Here is a 16,286-nt window from a genome sequence, read left to right as displayed (position 1 = left end):
TGCTCCACGCAGTCCGGCTTGATCCCGGTGCGCGCGAGAAGTTCCCTGTACGTCTCCCCCAGCAGATAGGCCGGGTGGAGATTGGCGAGCGCGCCGCCGCGCTTGCCGATGGGGGTGCGTACTGCTTCGACGATGACGGGTTCCGCGGCCATGACTCGTCCTCTCCTCGCGTCCGCAGGGCGTCCCGGCGCCTGCGGGCAGGCAGACAGAACTAGTACGCGTTCTAGTTCTGCCAGCAGTCTTATGAGTGCTACCCCCGGTACGCAAGGGGCGTGCACGCCAGACGTCGACCCCCGCCCGCAACGGATGGCGCGACCTCTCTTGCCAGTTGTAGAACTCGTTATTACCTTGCGAAGCATTCTGATGGGCCGTCAGAACATGACGTACCGGATCCTGGAGTCGCCGAATGTCCTCCTGTCCAGCGCTCCCCGAAGGCTTCGACTTCACCGACCCCGACGTCTACCAGCAGCGGCTACCGCTCCCGGAATTCGCCGAACTGCGCCGGACAGCACCCGTGTGGTGGAACCCCCAGCCGCACAACCTGGCCGGCTTCGAGGACGACGGCTACTGGGTCGTGACGCGCCATGCGGACGTCAGGACCGTCTCCACCCGCCCCGAGATCTTCTCCTCCCGTACCAACACCGCGATCATCCGCTTCAACGAGCACATCCAGCGCGAGCAGATCGACGTCCAGAAACTGATCATGCTCAATATGGACCCGCCGGAGCACACCCGGGTGCGCCAGATCGTGCAGCGCGGCTTCACCCCGCGCTCGATAAGGGCCCTGGAGATCGCCCTGCGCAACCGCGCGACCCGGATCGCCGACACCGCCAAGTCCGAGGGAACCGGCGACTTCGTCACCGACATCGCCTGCGAACTCCCGCTCCAGGCCATCGCCGAGCTGATCGGCGTCCCCCAGGACGACCGGGCCAAGATCTTCAACTGGTCCAACAAGATGATCGCCTACGACGACCCGGAGCTGGCCATCACAGAAGAGATCGGCGCCGAGTCCGCGATGGAGCTGATCTCGTACGCGATGAACCTCGCCGCCGCCCGCAAGGAGTGCCCCGCCAAGGACATCGTCAGCGCCCTGGTCGCGGCCGAGGACCAAGGCAACCTGACATCCGACGAGTTCGGCTTCTTCGTTCTGCTCCTCGCCGTCGCGGGCAACGAGACGACGCGCAACGCCATCAGCCACGGCATGCACGCCTTCCTCACCCACCCCGGCCAGTGGGAGCTGTTCAAGCGCGAACGCCCCGCGACCGCCGCGGAGGAGATCGTCCGCTGGGCCACGCCCGTCGTCTCCTTCCAGCGCACCGCCACCCAGGACACCGAGCTGGGGGGCGTGCAGATCAAGGAAGGCGACCGGGTCGGCATCTTCTACGCCTCGGCCAACAACGACCCCGAAGTCTTCGACCGACCCGAGGCCTTCGACATCACCCGCGACCCCAATCCCCACCTGGGGTTCGGCGGCGGCGGACCGCACTTCTGCCTCGGCAAGAGCCTGGCCACGCTGGAGATCAACCTCATCTTCAACGCGATCGCCGACACGATCCCGGACATCCGGCTCACGGGTGACCCGCGGCGCCTGCGCTCCGCGTGGCTCAACGGCATCAAGGAGCTGACCGTCGCCTACGAGTGACCGGTCGCGCCCGGTCCCGCACGCCACCCCCCGCGCTCCGGGCGGCGGGGGCGCCTCGCGCCCCAACGCCTCGCCCCCGTCGCCCGCCGAGCGATCCGCCGCGGTGCCGGCCCAGACCAAGTCGGCCCGGTGGCGCCCCCGACCAAGTCTGCTGCCCGGTGGCGAGGCGTCCTGGTGCGGTCGGACGCAGGGCCCGGATCGGCCTCGTAGTGGCCTACTCGGCCGCTCAGGCAACGCAGCGGACGGCCGTGCCGGAGTGGCGAGCGGGGCACGCCTTGGCGGGGGCGGCACACCATCGCTACCCGCGCGCACTCCGCGTATCGGGCCGCGGGTGCGCGACGAGCCAGTCCTGAAGTTCCCGGTGGCGGAATTGATACGCCATGCCGGAGATCCGCAGGAGTCCCGCCTCGTAAGCCCAGTGGAGAAATGAGCGCAGGGTCCAGGGGAGCCGGCCCCGGGAGCACAGCAGGAAGATCCCGTAGCGGCGGCCCGCACCTCCCAGCAGGCACAGGCCCAGTGCCATCCCGATCGCCAGCCCGCCCGTCACCCCGAACCACATTCCCGCCGACCGTCCCACCGGCAGGCCGATCGCCAGCCCGCCCGTCAGCCCGCTCATCAACCCGCCCGACAGAGCGCCGGTCAGTCCGAGCGTCAGCCCGAAGAGGGCGTCGTCCCGGACGAGGTGGCGCGGATCGGTGGGCGGGACGAAGTCGCTTCGAGGGGCGGTGTCCGCCGCGGAACCGGTCAGCGCGAGCGTCAGCGCACCGGCCAGCCCACCTGTCACCGACGCCCCAAGTGCTGCCGTCAGTGCTCCTGTCGGCCCGAGGGCCAGCGCACCCGCCAACGCCCCCACCAGTGCGAACGCCAGCGCGCCCGCCAGCCCACCCATGACGGCCCGGCGCAGCTGGCGACGTTTCGCCTCGCTGCGCAGTCGCTGGAGTTGGCCCGCTCGCGGCGCGGGGACGGAAGCACTGCAGGCCCGCCAGACGGCCAGCACCCCGGCAAGTGCGGGGGCCGCACCGGCCAGCAGCTGGCGGGTGGGGAGTCCGGCGGGCACCTGAAGCACCAGGAGAAGGGCGAAGGTGACCGTGATGAGCCCGGTGACCAGGGTGTCCGCGGCGCGGACGCGTGTACGGCCCGCCATCGGCCATAACTGATGGAGTACCAGGTCGGTTCCGGGTCCGGATGCGCCCCGGCCGCCGGTGGTGGTCGCCGTGCCGGCGAGGTGGTCGGCGAGTGCAGCGAGCCATTGGTGGGTCTGCTGCGCGGTGTAGCGGTCGGGGCGCTCGGGGTGCTGGCTCGTCGCGGCGGGCAGGTAGCGCGCCAGCAGATGGTCGCGAACGGCGCTCGGGGAGGGCAGGGCGCACAGTTCGGCCGGGTCGTGGAGGTAGGCCAGGGTGTCGGGATGACGCTGCTCGTAAACGGTGACGGCCAGGTTGAGCCGCCAGGGGGTGTGCAGCGAGCGGCCCAGAGTGCCGCCTGGGGCGGCGGCCAGGAGCGTACGGACGGGTTCCCATCGCCGGGGGCAGGTGGTGCGGGCGGTGAGATAGGCGGCGACCCGGCCGTGGTCGACCGGGGCGATCTCGACGTGCGCGGCCTCGCGCATGCGGACGTCCACGCCTGCCAGTTCCGCGTACTGGGCGGTGCGGCAGGTCACGACGACCGGCGCACTGCCCAGAGCGTTCTGGTACGCGTTGAGCTGATCCAGCGCGCGAGTGGCACGGCGGCGAGCGACAGGCGTGCCGTCGAGGTCCATCTCGTCCAGCCCGTCCAGGATCGGCAGGATCCGGTGCAGGTCCACCAGGGCCGCGGCATCGGCGGGGGTGATGCCCCGGTCACGGAAGCGTTCACCGACCTGCTCGGCGATCCACCGCTGCAGGGGCTGCACGGTGTCCCAGCGGGCGAGTGAGAGACAAACCGGAACAGGATCCGTATCGGTGCGGGCCGGGTCGGCCAGGACGGAGAGGAGCAGGTGCAGGGCGAGCATGGTCTTGCCGGCACCGGGCTCACCGGTGATGACCAGCCGAGTGGGCTGCAACTGCCGGTAGTAGCGCAGGACATCGCTGAGACGGCCATGGGGGTCGGCACCGGCCGCGTTGTTGGCCGGTTCCGGGGTGTAGCGGAAGCTCACATCGATGCGGTGACCGCCCCGGCCCAGCAACTGCTTGACCTGCTCCGTCTCGGCGGCGAGAACCACCGCACTCAGGGTCCTGGCCTTCGCGTCCAGGTCCAAGGCCGCCTCGTTACGGTCGCCGCGGTACGCGAACCAGGCCAAACCGGTGCCGGGTGCGGCGAGCACCACACTCAACAGGGTGGCGGCCATGGTCTCCACATGGAACTGCTTGGACAACCACAGCGCCAGCGCCAGGCTCAGCACCAGCATCGCGAGGAAGACGAGCCCTACGCGGCGTGTACGGGATCCCACCATGGGGGCCATCTTGCTGCGCGGTCCCCGCCGGGACAGGTGACTACTCCCTCAACTACCGGAACGGTCTAGTCGGTTGCCCTGAAGTCGCCTCCCGCGGCAGCGGCGACGAACGCGGCGAAGGACGCGGGACTGAAGGTGAGTACGGGACCGCCGGGGTCCTTGGAGTCACGGATGGCTACGGCGTGGGGGGCGGTGGCGATTTCGACGCAGTCGCCGACTTCCTCGCTGTGGCTGGACTTGCGCCACTCGGTGCCTCCAAGGGCAGCGCACTCGATGCACTCGATGCACTCGCCGCCGTCGTCACCGCAGTAGCTGGACTTACGCCACTGTGCACCGGACAGATCAGAGATGCTCACCATAGCGTTCCTCCATCACACGAGCGATCAGTTCTGCCGAATCCTCAACGGACAGTGCGGCGGCTTGCAGCCGAGCGTAGCGGAGCGACCGATCTCTCACCGATTGGGCGTTGGCCGTCAGATGGCCGAGATCGTAGTCCTGGTTGTAGGCGACGTCGGCCTCGTTGCTGAACCGGAGAATGGTGAACGCCCCGGAGAAACCTGCGTGTGCTCCGGCATCGAACGGAAGCACCTGAATGCTGACCGCAGAGCGGTTCCGGAAACTCAACAGGTGAGCCAGTTGGTTACGCATCACAGAGGCACCACCAATGGCCTGGTACAGGGCGGTCTCGCTCAAGACCATCCATACCAGGGGAGGTTGCTCCCTCTTCAGAATGCGATGCCGTTCCATGCGTGCCGCGACCTTCTCGTCGAGTCCTTCCTCGGTCAGGACACCCATGACGACACGCGCGTACTCCTCGGTCTGCAAGAGACCATGCACCAGCACTGGTTGGAAGGCGTAGAGATGGGTGGCTCGTGCCTCGCGGTCAATGTAGTCGTGGAACCACACGGGCAGTTGGTGTCGCAGCACCAGACCGAGCAGACGTGTCAGGGCGCCGCCGGTTTTCAGAGCGGCATCAGCTTGCTGACTGAACTCGGGGGTCGGGATCTTGCGTGCAGTCTCGATCTGACCGACCAAAGACCCTGTGCAGAAGATTTTCGAGCCGAGCTGCTTCTGCGTCATGCCCACAGCTTCCCGGTACCGCCGCAACTCCGCTCCGTAGTAGTCCACCGGAGAAGCGCTCGGGTCCAGGTCTCGGATGTTCACCACGGTCCCGTGCCTCCACGCTCCGTGCGCATGCGTGATGCGCTCAACTCGCCAATGCCGACAGTTGTGTTCAGCCAGTAGCCGAGCGTAGTCGCCGCGCCTCACGCTGGTGGCGTGAAATGGACAACTGACCTCCTCACGACGGACGTCGAGCCGCCCCGCCGCTACCGCATGCGTTTCACCGTGGGTGCGCATTCCGCCGGTCACGTGCGGCGGATCGTCCGCGCGTACCTCCTCCTCTGGGGGATGGGCGAGCTGACGGACGCGATCGAGCTGGCCGTCACCGAGCTGCTGGCCAATGTCGTGCGGCACGTGCCGGACCGGCGGTGCGGTGTGGCGGTGCTGCGCTCCCCCGACGGCGTACGTGTGGAGGTGTCGGACGGGTCGCGCGAGAAGCCGTGCGTCAGGGAGGCGGCGGCCATGGACGAGGGCGGCCGCGGGCTCGCGCTGCTCACCGCGGTCGTGGACGCGTGGGGCGTGGATCCGGGGCGCGACGGCGGGAAGACCGTGTGGTTCGAGTGCCGTTCCCGACCGGTTCCCGGGGGAGAGACCGGGTCCGGGACCGGATAGCCGCCCCTGCCGCCCGGGGTTCCCCAGGCGACCGGCACGTGAACGGCTCGGGTGGCGGCCCGCCGAGAAGCGGCGGATCCTGAAAGCCGCGGCGATCCGACGGGGCGGCGGAGTTCAGTCCCGACTGATCTCCGCTGTCCCGTGTCCTCGTACGGACCCGCTCACCGCCCCGCCCGCATCCGCGGGCCCGGCAGGAGCGGCAGGTTCCCGCGCCTTCCCCGCGACCCCCTCGGGGTCCCTCGAACGGCCCACGAACACGTACTGAAGGCTGAAGCCGCAGGCCAGGACAACCGCGCCGCCCACCGCGTCGAGCAGGTAGTGGTTCGCCGTGCCGACGATCACGGTGGTCGTGAGGACGGGATAGAGCACGCCCAGGAGCTTCATCCACAGCTTCGGCGCCAGCAGCACGACCACCACGGCGCACCACAGGGACCATCCGATGTGCAGGGACGGCATGGCCGCGTACTGGTTGGACAGCTCGGTGAGCGGGCCGAACTCGGGGTTGGCGAGGTCCTGCGGGCCGTTCGCCGTATCGATGTAGCCGTGGGAGGGCATCAGACGGGGCGGGGCGAGCGGATAGAGCCAGAAGCCGAACAGGGCGATGACGGTGGTGATGGCGAGAGCCGTTCTGGCCCACCGGTACGCGACAGGGCGGCGCAGATACATCCAGCCGAGCAGGCTCAGCGGCACCAGGAAGTGGAACGTTGTGTAGTAGTAGTTCATGCCGCCCTCGATCCACGAGCCCGCGACCAGGCGGTTGAACCACAGCTCGATGTCGATGTGCAGCGCGCTCTCGAGGCCGATGATCCGGTGGGCGTGGTGCTCGGCGACACTGCGGGTCTCGGGGGCGGAGCCGCGGATGTAGGCGTAACACCAGTACCCGGCCCGGATCAGGAGCAGTTCGAGCAGCACGTTCGGGCGGTTGAGCGGGCGGCGCAGAAAGCGCAGGACGGGGAGCCCGCGCCACCGGCCGGCCTCCGGTTCCGCGTACTCGGTGGGCACGGGGCGGCGCCAGTACGGCGAGCCGCGGTCGAGGAACGGTACGGCGCAGGCCGCGGCGATCGCGACGAGCAGGGGCGCGTTCTGGCCGATCAGATGGATGCCCTTGGTCGTGGGGACGACAGCGGCCGCGGTCAGCGTCATCACCATGACGACCAGGACGGGCCACACGATTCGGTCGGACTGGCGGCGGCCCACGCGGCCGACGACGGCGAGGAGGATCCAGAGCTGCTGGTGCAGCCAGGCGGTGGGCGAAACCGCGACGGCGACACAGCCGGTCATGGCGGCGGCGAGCAGCAGTTGGCCGTCGGCCGCGTAGTGGGCGGCGCGGCGCAGTCCGATGACGGCGACGGCGCCCGCGAGGATGCCGAAGAGGGCGAGTTCGAGCAGGCCGCTGAGGCCGAGGCGCAGGAGCAGGCCGTGCAGGGACTGGTTGTGGAGGCCGTCGGCGGGACGGCCGAGGCCCGCTCCTGCGACATGGTTCACCCAGTAGGCGGCGGAGTCGCCGGGCAGGACGGCCCAGGCGAAGGCGGAGCTCACGGCGAACGTACCCACCGCCGTTCCTGCGGCCCGCCGCCGGCCCGTCATCCACAGCAGCGGGACGAACAGCAGCACAGCCGGCTCCAGCGCCGCGGCGAGGCCGACGAGGACGCCGGAGTTGCGCGCGGACGCCCGCGGGAGGAGGGCCAGGAGGACGAGGAGGACGGGCAGGATGCTGGTCTGGCCGAGGGTGAAGGTGTTGCGGACCGGCAGTGAGACCACCATGAGACTGATCGCCGCGGGCGCGGCGAACAGTGCGGCACGGCGCGGGACGGGGCGCGGCAGGATGCGGGCCGCGACGAAGCCGATGGCCACGACGAGCAGCAGGGTGCCGAACGTCCAGAAGACACCCAGGTTTTGTTCGGCCGAGCGGGTGAACGGCTTGAGGACGAGCCCGGCGAACGGCGTGCCGGTGAACGCGCCGCTCTCGTAGAGCGGTCCGGGCACGCGCAGTACGCCGTGCGGCCCTATCCAGGTCTCGAAGTCGGTGAGCCGTTCCTCGGGCGGGAGCCGGAGTACGGCAGCCGTCTGTCGTACCGCCAGAAGTGCCGCGACGAGCCAGAGCACGCCTAGCGCCATGCGGATACGCGATGTGGGCGACCCCGGTACTTCGGCCGCCGATGCCCCGTGCCTCTGTGCGTTCGCCACGCCCTGCTGTTCCCCTCCGCTTCCCAGAGGCCTAACGACCGGGCCTTCATTACGGACACAGGGCACCCTGTCGTCATCTGACAGCCGCCGGGTATTGGCTCGAACATTAGGGCCGGGCGACGGAGATCCGCACCTTGAGAGCACCGTCAGTTGCGACCGGTCCGCGGCGGGCCCGGCCACCGGGGTGCGGGCCTTTCGCGTCAGTCCCCGGTGCTTCGGCGATGCCGGGCAAAGGCGGTGGCATCGGGTGAGGAGATCCGCCCGGGTGGGCATGCGGCCACCGTTGGCCCGCCACCCGCTTGGAGGAGGGGGCGGGATGCGGGCACCAGAGCTGCGGGGTCGGCTCCATACGTGCGGGCGGCCACCGCACGAACATCAAGGGTCGACACAACCCTGAAGCTCATGCGGTGGCCGCGCTCGTTCCCTTTGCCGAGCCCCCGCAAATCCGCGGAGCCGGGCGCCGGGGGCCCAGGAGGGCTACGAGATGACGGTGCCGACGTTGGCGGAGCGGTCGACCGCGATGCACTTGGACTCCGCGCGGCTGCCGGTGGCGGTGAGGGTCAGGTTGTTGGGGTTGCCGCAGTGGTTGCTCTGCCGTCCGGACTGGGCGGTGTTCTGCTGGAAGAGGTCGGCTGTGCTGGATCCGCCTTCGGCCAGTGCGCCGCCGCCGGACACCTTCGTGCCACGTCACGCAGGTGTTCGCACCAACCCCCGCACGGGCTAAGACTCCGGCGGCCGATCGTGTCAGGGGCCGAGCAGCGGGCTCGCCACCTGACGCAGGGACGTCGCGGCGGGTGTAGGAGACTGCTCGCACACGGTCGAGATCAGGGGCCTGTTCGGGGCCCCGCCTGCTGAGAGGTGTCACGTGCCCAGTGTTGTGAAGATCAACGTTCTGACCGTCCCGGCGGAGCAGCGCGAGGTGTTGGAGAAGCGCTTCGCGGCACGGGCCGGGGCGGTCGAGAGCTCGGACGGCTTCGAGTGGTTCGAACTCTTGCGCCCGGTCGAAGGCACGGACTCCTACCTCGTATACACGCGCTGGCGGAGCGAGGAGGACTTCCAGGCGTGGATGGAGGGCCCGATGAAGGCGGCCCACCAGGGCGGCGGAGGAGGTCAGGGCGGCGAGCAGCGCAAGCCCGCGGCGTCCGGCTCCACGCTGTGGTCGTTCGAGGTCGTGCAGCAGGCGGCGCCGAAGCAGGGCTGAACGGGCGGCCGCACACGAGGGGATGCCCCCGGTACCGGCGGTCCGGGGGCCGACTGCCTCCGCTGGGGCAGTACTTCGGCACGGGTGCGGTGACCTCATCTCCCGTGGCGGAGGCGCCTCCTGGGAGGGAGGCAACGCCGGCACGGGACGGTCAGACCTTCAACAGCCGCTGGACCAGGTCGCGGTAGTCGCGGAGTGCGGTGCGCAGCTCCTCGGTGCCGATGTGCCCGGTGCTGTCGGACGGAGTGGACGCGTTGCCGGTCGACGGGGCCGTTCCCCTGCTGCCGGTCGACGGGGCCGTTCCCCTGCTGCCGGATGCCAGGGCTGTTCCGTTGCTGCCGGATGCATCCGGCTCCGCAGGCTTCCCGTCCGCCGCCGCCGAAGGATCCGCCGCACCGTTCCACGCCGTGCGGAGAATCCGGCGGCGCTCTGTGAGCGCTGCGGCGAGTTGGGCGGCGGCCTCCTCCAGGAGGGCGTCTGCTTCCTCAACGGACACCCGCGGGTCGTCCACGAACCCGACGACGGCGCGCTGCAGGCGCAGCGCCAGGTCGTCGCTCTCCGCCCGCGGCAGGACGGGCCGTACGCCCGCGCCACCCCGGCCGGTCACGCGCCCGCGCCCGGCTGATGTGCCCGAGCCGATGCACATGCCCGATCCGCTGGACAGGGTGTGCATGGACGACGTTGCGGACCGGGGGCTGTCCTCGCTCCGCGGCGCCTGAGGGGTCGTGCGCCGCGCGCCCGCCGGAGCCTGCGGTGTGGTGCCCGCGCCGGTCGGCACGGGCTGCGGCGGAGGAGTTGGCGCGACTGACGGCTCCGGGGGCGCCGCGCCCGAACCCGTAGCCGCGGCCGAACCCGTAGCCGCGGCCGAACCCGTACGCGCGGCCGGCTCCTTGGCGAGGGTGCGACGCCCTGCCTCGGCGCCCGTGCCCGTGGCGGACCGCCGTTCAGCAGGGCCGCCGCTGGGGGATGCGCCGGTGCGGGATCCCCCGCCGGACGATGCGCCCCGGGTCGAGGGGTCCGGGGACGGCCCGGGGGGCGGTACCGCGCGCTCGGTGAGCCGTGTCTCACGGGCGTTCGACTGTTTCATCACGCACTCCTGGTCGGTCCCGTCCAGGGCAGGTGGAAGCGGCGGCCGGACTGCGGCCTGCCCTTGTCGCCCGGCCCGGGAACGGCCTTCCGGCTGCCGTGGCGGCGGCGCTGCAGCCGCCAGGCGCGGCGTGTGCGGAACCGATCGTGCTTCTCCTTCGGGCGGGCGGCGATCAGTGCCTCGAAGAGTCCGCGGGCGCCGACGAGTGCCTCGCGCAGTTCCTCGGTGTCCACCGTGCCGTCGCCGCCATGGCGCGCGGCGGCGTGCAGACGGCGGTAGCCCCCGAGACGGGGGGCGTGGTGCACGGACAGTGCGTCGACCTGCTCGTCATAAGCGTCGGCGGGGAAGCCCCGGTCGCGAGCGAGGCGGCCGATCAGCCGGTCGGCCTCGGCGACGGCCGACGCGGGCGACTCCACGAACTGCTCCTGGACGCCGGCCCATTGGGCCACGTATTGCACGCGCTCTTCTTCGAGCAGCGGGCGCGTCGGCAGATTGCCGTAGCGCCGCAGCCGCTCGCTGAGCTCCTTGTGGGCCGCCTTCGTGTCGCCGTCGCGCTGTTCCACGGTCCGGTCGTACTCGGGGCCGAACCGGCGCCGCAGCCCGGTGCCGCTGCTCTGGAGCGACGGCGGGGCGACTACGAGCGCCACGATGGCGACCGCCGTCACGGCCAGAATGGCCAAGGTGATGAGGACGCCTGTGGACATGGTGTCCCTTCCGCAGAGGTTTCCTCGTGCCGAGGCTGTCCTCACAGCGCGTTGCCCCGTCTCCCGGCAGCAAACGCTTCTTCCCTCCGAACCAGGCGGCCCCCGGACCGCGGGTGACGTTCAGTAGTGGTCGGGCCGGGTGCGGGCGCCGGGTGCGACGCGGGTCGAGTCGTACGGGCGCTCCTCGTCCGAGCCGCGCAACTCGGCGCTCTCATGTCGGTCCGTGCTTCGGACATGAGGAACCGCGGCGCGAATCGGGGACGGACAGGGGTTGGCAGGGGCGGCCCCGTTTTTGTATGTTTGAGAAACAAAGTGGCTCCGCCCGTACTCCCTGACCTGCGGGCGGGGCCGCCTTGGTCTCCGCATCCCCGAGCCCAGGAGTCCAGGAGCCCGCCGATGCCGGCCACCACCACCCTTACCGCCCGCGCGGTCCTCCTCGACATGGACGGCACGCTCGTCGACTCGGACGCCGTCGTCGAGCGCTGCTGGCGGCGCTGGGCCGCGGATCAGGGGCTCGAGGCGGAGTACGTGCTCGCCCACGTCCACGGCCGCCAGGCCCACGCCACCATGGCGCTGCTGCTCCCGGACCGCCCCGCAGAGCTGAACCTGGCCGACAACCGGCGGATGCTCGCGGAGGAGACCACCGACACCGGCGGCATCGTGCCCGTCCCCGGCGCGCCCGCGCTCATGTCAGCCCTCGCCGGACATCCGCACGCGCTGGTCACCTCCGCCGACGAAGCCCTCACCCTGGCTCGAATGGCTGCGGCCGGGCTGCCGATTCCCGCAGTCCGGGTGACGGCCGAGAGCGTGATCGTGAGCAAGCCCGACCCCGAGGGCTTCCTCAAGGCCGCCGCCGAACTCGGCCGCGGACCGGGGGACTGCGTGGTCCTCGAGGACTCCCGGGCAGGAATCGAGGCGGGCCGTGCGGCCGGGATGCGCGTGGTGGGCGTGGGCCCGCGCGCCGCTTTCCTGGGTCCGGACGTGCATGTGCCGACGCTGGAATCCGTACGGGTCGAGGCCCTGGAGGGCGGCCTCCTGCGGCTGCACTGCGCCACGGCGGAACGGGGCCCGCGGGAGTAGCCCGGGCGGACGATCAGGGTGCCACGGCCTCGTACAGGCTGAAGCCCGCCGGCACCAGCATCACCGCCGCCGCGACCCTGGTGATCAGATGCAGCGGCACGTACTTCATGAGGGTGCGGCCACCGAGGATGCCGAGACCGGCCACCGCCCAGAGCGCCAGGACGGCGCCGATCGCGACCGAGAGCGGATCGTCGTACCGGGCGGCGCCGACGCTCCCCCGCCGTCAGCGCGCGATGTCGTCCACGCCCCCGCGGTGGAGCAGTCCGCGGGCGACCAGCTCCAGGGCCAACGCCGTCGCCACAGCCTGTACGGCCATCAGCGCCACCAGTACGAACAGCTGCACGGCGCCCGCCTGGACCGGCGGCGCGCCGCCCAGCAGCATCCCGACGAACGCGCCGGGCAGGGTGACCAGGCCCACCGTCCTCGTCTGGTCGTGACCGGGGATCAGCGCCTCGGACGCCGCGGGCCGGGCGATCTCCAGCCGGGCATCGCGTTCCAGCAACCCGAGCGCGAGGGCGGCCTCGACCTCCCCGTGCCGCAGGCGCAGCTCGTCCAGTGACCGGCGGCCGGCGAGCACGGTCGCGGTCAGGGCCCCGCCGATGAGGATGCCGGTGACCGGGATGAGCGCGATGCCCTTCAGCGGTACGAGGCCGGTCAGCACCAGCGCCGCCACGACCGGCAGCACCCCGGCGCCGATGGGGACCGAGGCCCACCACCACGTGCGGTTGGCCGTGATACGGCGGCCGGCCGTGCGTACCGCGACGGCGAACATCATCACGAGGAAGCTCAGCAGCAGGGGGATCGCGCGGACGACCCAGCCGATGAGGAAGGAGACGGCGGCCAGTTGGACGGCCGCCCGGAGCCCGGCGACGGCGATCGCCCGCGGGTAGCGCCGGCCTTCGCGGTCGGTGAGGTGCGCGAGTGCGGCGACACCGGCCGCGGCGAGGAGCAGGACGGCGAGGACCGCCCAGAGCGTGGCATCGACCGGCAGCAGGGTGTCGGCGGCGGTCTGCCGGGCGGTCACGGTGTGAGCGGCGGCGGGCACGCGATCACGATACGGCGCGCGCTCCCTTCAGGTGGCGACCCGTCAGAACAGGCCGGGGCACACCCATTGCCCCGCCCCGTCCGGTCACATCTCGCGAACCGAGTCTTGTATCTGACGTGAGCATGTCGTCACGCTGTTACCTGGCGCCCACCCCACCGCAATCCGGCGCCGCAACGATGGCCGCGCCCCAACGGCCAGCACCCCTTCACCCAGAGGGAGTTCGTCCACATGATCCGTGTCTACGCGCGTCGAATTGGCGTGCTCGCCGGGCTCACCGCCCTGGCCGGCACCGCCTTCCTGAGCGGCCCCGCCGCTCAGGCCGCACCCCCCACCCCGCCCAGCGCGGCCACCGCCCGCACCTACCTGAGCGAGTTGACCGTCAGCGCCGAGGGCTCCTCCAGCGGCTACAGCCGCGACAAGTTCCCGCACTGGATCACACAGAGCGGTGCCTGCAACACCCGCGAGGTCGTGCTCAAGCGCGACGGCTCGAACGTTCAGCAGGACTCGAGCTGCGCCGCCGTCAGCGGCACCTGGTACTCCCCGTACGACGGGGCCACCTGGAGGTCCGCCGCCGACGTCGACATCGACCACGTCGTCCCGCTGGCCGAGGCATGGCGCTCCGGCGCCAGCAGCTGGACGACCGCACGGCGCCAGGGCTTCGCCAACGACCTCACCCGCGCGCAACTCATCGCCGTCACCGACAACGTCAACCAGTCCAAGGGCGACCAGGATCCGGCCGAGTGGCTGCCCTCGCGGACCGGCTACCGCTGCATGTACGCCCGGATGTGGGTCCAGGTGAAGCACCACTACGACCTCACCGTCGACTCGGCGGAGAAGTCGGCGCTCAGCTCGATCCTCAACGGGTGCTGACCCCTCCGGGACGGCCCGTCCATCCCGGGTCAGCGCTGACGGCCAGGGAACCCGTGACCGGCCCACGTCCGGTCGCACCGCCGTGACCGTCCGCGGTGCCGGGGTCATCCACCGGCACCGCGGAATGCGCGGAAACCGCGGAAATCCGCAGCGCACGCGATGAACGCCGCAAGAACCTGCGGCGGAAACTCGCCGTGCCCCTCCGTCGTTCCGTACCGTACGGGGCGACGGAGGGAGGGCGGAGACCGATGGCCGGACTGGTCCTGGGACCGCTCGTTCGCTATGTGGACGAGGACAGCGCGACCGTGTGGGTCGAGACGGGCCGGCCCTGTGTGGTCGAGGTCGTCTGCGACGGCACCGCGGGCCGCGGCACGGCGCACACCTGGCAGATCGCCGGACACCACTACGCGATCGTCACCCTGGTCGGGCTGCCGTCCGAGAGCACGGTGCCGTATCGCGTGCTGCTCGACGGCAAGCAGGTCTGGCCCCCTCGCGAGGACCGCTATCCCCCCAGCGCGATCCGCACCCTCCCCGATCCCCGGGGCGAGCGGGGGCCGGACGCGGACACCCTGCGGGTCGCCTTCGGCTCCTGCCGCTGGGCCGCACCTCCCCACGGCTCGTCGCGCTTCCACGGCGGCACCCCGGCCCACGACCCCGTCGGCCCCGATGCGCTCGACACCCTCGCCACCCGTCTCGCGGCCGACCCTGACGCCGAGCGCCCGGACGTCCTCCTGCTACTGGGCGACCAGGTGTACGCGGACGAGACGTCGGATGCGATGCGCCGCTGGCTCGCCTCCCGCCGCGATCTGCGCACCCCGCCCGGTGGCCAGGTCGCGGACTACGAGGAATACACCCGCCTCTACTACGAATCCTGGCTCGACCCCGATGTCCGCTGGCTGCTCTCCAACGTCCCCAGCTGCATGATCTTCGACGACCACGACGTCGTGGACGACTGGAACACCAGCGAGGCATGGCGGACCGACATGCGCGCCACCGAGTGGTGGCAGGAGCGGGTGACCGCCGGGCTGATGTCGTACTGGGTGTACCAGCACCTGGGGAACCTCTCCCCCACCGAGCTGATGACCGATCCGCTCTTCGCGCAGGTACGGAAGGCGGGCGACGGGACCGGCCTGCTGCGGGAGTTCGCGACGCGGGCCGACTCCGACCCCGCGTTCACACGCTGGTCCTACCGCCGCGACATGGGCCGGGTCCGGCTGCTGATGGTGGACACCCGGGCCGCCCGGGTGCTGACCGAGGAGCGGCGGTCGATGCTCCACGAACGCTGGTGGGACTGGCTGCGCGAGCAGGTGCCGGACGGCGGCCCCGGAGCGTACGACCACCTGCTGATCGGCACGTCGCTGCCCTGGCTGCTGCCGCCCGCCATCGACGACGTGGAGCGGTGGAACGCGGCGCTGTGCGGCGGCGAGCGCGGGGAGCGCTGGTCGCGGATCGGTGAACGCATCCGGCGCATGGGCGACTTGGAGCACTGGGCCGCCTTCCCGCAGTCCTTCGACGCCCTGACGGACCTGGTCGCGGAGGCGGGCAGGGGACCGCGACCGCCCGCCACGGTGTGCGTTCTGTCCGGCGATGTGCACCACGCCTACGTCGCTGAGCCGTTCTGGCGGGAGGAGGCGCGGCCGCCCGTGTCGCGGGTCCTCCAGCTCACCTGCTCGCCCGTGCACAACAGCGTCCCCGCCTCCATCAAGGTCGGCTTCCGCTTCGGCTGGAGCCGGGCGGGCCGCAGGGTGGGCTCGTGGTTCGCGCGCCATGCCCGCACAGGACGCGGGGGCCGGGCGCAGCCTCCGCCGATCAGTTGGGAGCGGACCGGCGGTCCGTGGTTCGGCAACCATCTGATGACGCTCACCCTGCGCGGGCGCGCAGCGCGGCTGCGGCTGGACCGCGCACAACGGGGCGGTGAGAGCGCGGCCCGTCTCGAGACGGCGTACGACAGCGACATCACAGAACCCGGCGCGGTGGGCACCGCGGAGACGCAGCCGGGGGAGGCGCGGGCCGGGAGGACGCAGCCGGGTGACGCCCGGGCCGGGGACACGCCATCCGAAGGCGCGTGAGCCGCGACGACCGAAGGCGCCGAGCCGCGACGACCGAAGGCGCCGAGCCGTGACGACCGATGGCGCCGAGCCCCGTTGAACGAAGGCGAAGTGACCGAGAGCACGTGGTCGCAGGCGCGCGGGGGAACGTAAGCCGCACACCAGGACCGACGGGACGTGATCCCCAGCACAAAGGACCGGATGGCTCCGGTCCGGGGTTCGGCTGCGGCGCGGCGGACGGCATGATGAGGCTTCGCTCA

At 71.2% G+C, this 16,286-nt stretch carries 14 protein-coding genes and 2 pseudogenes; 6 read left to right on the top strand and 10 right to left on the bottom strand.

Annotation, left to right across the window (positions count from 1 at the left end; genetic code table 11):
- A pseudogene (locus tag AB0M26_RS13755) lies at nt 1-152 on the bottom strand (steroid 3-ketoacyl-CoA thiolase); the annotation flags it as partial.
- 254 nt (nt 153-406) lie between these two features.
- Here AB0M26_RS13755 and AB0M26_RS13750 point away from each other — a divergent pair.
- Nucleotides 407-1,642 carry a cytochrome P450 gene (locus AB0M26_RS13750; protein ID WP_365259422.1) on the top strand — a complete coding sequence of 412 codons (1,236 nt, stop codon included), beginning with the start codon at nt 407-409 and terminating at the stop codon, nt 1,640-1,642.
- 298 nt (nt 1,643-1,940) lie between these two features.
- On the opposite strand, the gene AB0M26_RS13745 is transcribed toward AB0M26_RS13750, so the two are convergent.
- The 3 genes from AB0M26_RS13745 to AB0M26_RS13735 form a co-directional block, all read right to left on the bottom strand.
- Nucleotides 1,941-4,070 (bottom strand): NACHT domain-containing protein, encoded by a 2,130-nt coding sequence (locus tag AB0M26_RS13745; protein ID WP_365259419.1) that lies wholly within the window; start codon nt 4,068-4,070, stop codon nt 1,941-1,943.
- A gap of 65 nt (nt 4,071-4,135) precedes the next feature.
- The gene (locus AB0M26_RS13740; protein WP_365259417.1) at nt 4,136-4,429 is read right to left on the bottom strand and encodes a DUF397 domain-containing protein; all 294 of its coding nucleotides are present in this window, start codon (nt 4,427-4,429) and stop codon (nt 4,136-4,138) included.
- Nucleotides 4,413-5,237, bottom strand: coding sequence for a helix-turn-helix transcriptional regulator (locus tag AB0M26_RS13735; protein ID WP_365259414.1), 825 nt, complete (start codon nt 5,235-5,237; stop codon nt 4,413-4,415). The genes AB0M26_RS13740 and AB0M26_RS13735 overlap by 17 nt, the downstream gene beginning before the upstream one ends.
- A 168-nt stretch (nt 5,238-5,405) precedes the next feature.
- Here AB0M26_RS13735 and AB0M26_RS13730 point away from each other — a divergent pair, with 168 nt between their 5' ends.
- Entirely contained in the window at nt 5,406-5,804 is a 399-nt protein-coding gene (locus AB0M26_RS13730; RefSeq protein WP_365259459.1) for an ATP-binding protein, read from the top strand.
- A 114-nt stretch (nt 5,805-5,918) separates the two neighbouring features.
- Here the strand turns inward: AB0M26_RS13730 and AB0M26_RS13725 are convergent, their stop codons facing one another.
- Nucleotides 5,919-7,922 carry a bifunctional glycosyltransferase 87/phosphatase PAP2 family protein gene (locus AB0M26_RS13725; protein ID WP_365259411.1) on the bottom strand — a complete coding sequence of 668 codons (2,004 nt, stop codon included), beginning with the start codon at nt 7,920-7,922 and terminating at the stop codon, nt 5,919-5,921.
- Between the two features lie 546 nt (nt 7,923-8,468).
- A complete protein-coding gene (locus AB0M26_RS13720) occupies nt 8,469-8,666 on the bottom strand; it encodes a hypothetical protein (RefSeq protein ID WP_365259408.1) in 198 nt (65 codons plus the stop codon).
- Between the two features lie 190 nt (nt 8,667-8,856).
- On the opposite strand from AB0M26_RS13720, the gene AB0M26_RS13715 reads away from it, so the two are divergent.
- Nucleotides 8,857-9,192, top strand: coding sequence for an antibiotic biosynthesis monooxygenase (locus AB0M26_RS13715; RefSeq protein ID WP_365259406.1), 336 nt, complete (start codon nt 8,857-8,859; stop codon nt 9,190-9,192).
- A 151-nt stretch (nt 9,193-9,343) separates the two neighbouring features.
- Here AB0M26_RS13715 and AB0M26_RS13710 read toward each other — a convergent pair whose 3' ends face one another.
- Nucleotides 9,344-10,279 carry a hypothetical protein gene (locus tag AB0M26_RS13710; protein ID WP_365259403.1) on the bottom strand — a complete coding sequence of 312 codons (936 nt, stop codon included), beginning with the start codon at nt 10,277-10,279 and terminating at the stop codon, nt 9,344-9,346.
- Nucleotides 10,279-10,983 (bottom strand): hypothetical protein, encoded by a 705-nt coding sequence (locus tag AB0M26_RS13705; RefSeq protein WP_365259400.1) that lies wholly within the window; start codon nt 10,981-10,983, stop codon nt 10,279-10,281. The genes AB0M26_RS13710 and AB0M26_RS13705 overlap by 1 nt, the downstream gene beginning before the upstream one ends.
- Before the next feature lie 396 nt (nt 10,984-11,379).
- Between AB0M26_RS13705 and AB0M26_RS13700 the strand changes: the two genes are divergently transcribed.
- The gene (locus AB0M26_RS13700; RefSeq protein WP_365259397.1) at nt 11,380-12,063 is read left to right on the top strand and encodes an HAD-IA family hydrolase; all 684 of its coding nucleotides are present in this window, start codon (nt 11,380-11,382) and stop codon (nt 12,061-12,063) included.
- 13 nt (nt 12,064-12,076) lie between these two features.
- Here the strand turns inward: AB0M26_RS13700 and AB0M26_RS13695 are convergent.
- A pseudogene (locus AB0M26_RS13695) lies at nt 12,077-12,277 on the bottom strand (TMEM165/GDT1 family protein); the annotation flags it as partial.
- A 9-nt stretch (nt 12,278-12,286) separates the two neighbouring features.
- Nucleotides 12,287-13,108, bottom strand: coding sequence for an ABC transporter permease (locus AB0M26_RS13690; RefSeq protein WP_365259394.1), 822 nt, complete (start codon nt 13,106-13,108; stop codon nt 12,287-12,289).
- 228 nt (nt 13,109-13,336) lie between these two features.
- Here AB0M26_RS13690 and AB0M26_RS13685 point away from each other — a divergent pair, with 228 nt between their 5' ends.
- Together AB0M26_RS13685 and AB0M26_RS13680 are read left to right on the top strand one after the other, a co-directional pair.
- The gene (locus AB0M26_RS13685) at nt 13,337-13,978 is read left to right on the top strand and encodes an HNH endonuclease family protein (RefSeq protein ID WP_365259392.1); all 642 of its coding nucleotides are present in this window, start codon (nt 13,337-13,339) and stop codon (nt 13,976-13,978) included.
- A gap of 248 nt (nt 13,979-14,226) precedes the next feature.
- Complete coding sequence (locus AB0M26_RS13680; protein WP_365259389.1) at nt 14,227-16,047, top strand: alkaline phosphatase D family protein; 1,821 nt, start codon at nt 14,227-14,229, stop codon at nt 16,045-16,047.
- Nucleotides 16,048-16,286: the final 239 nt, after the last annotated feature.

It is taken from the genome of Streptomyces sp. NPDC051776, from assembly GCF_040681345.1.
Classification (GTDB): Bacteria; Actinomycetota; Actinomycetes; order Streptomycetales; family Streptomycetaceae; genus Streptomyces.
The sequence above is the reverse complement of the archived record's forward strand: the minus strand, read 5'-3'. Positions and strand labels throughout refer to the sequence as shown.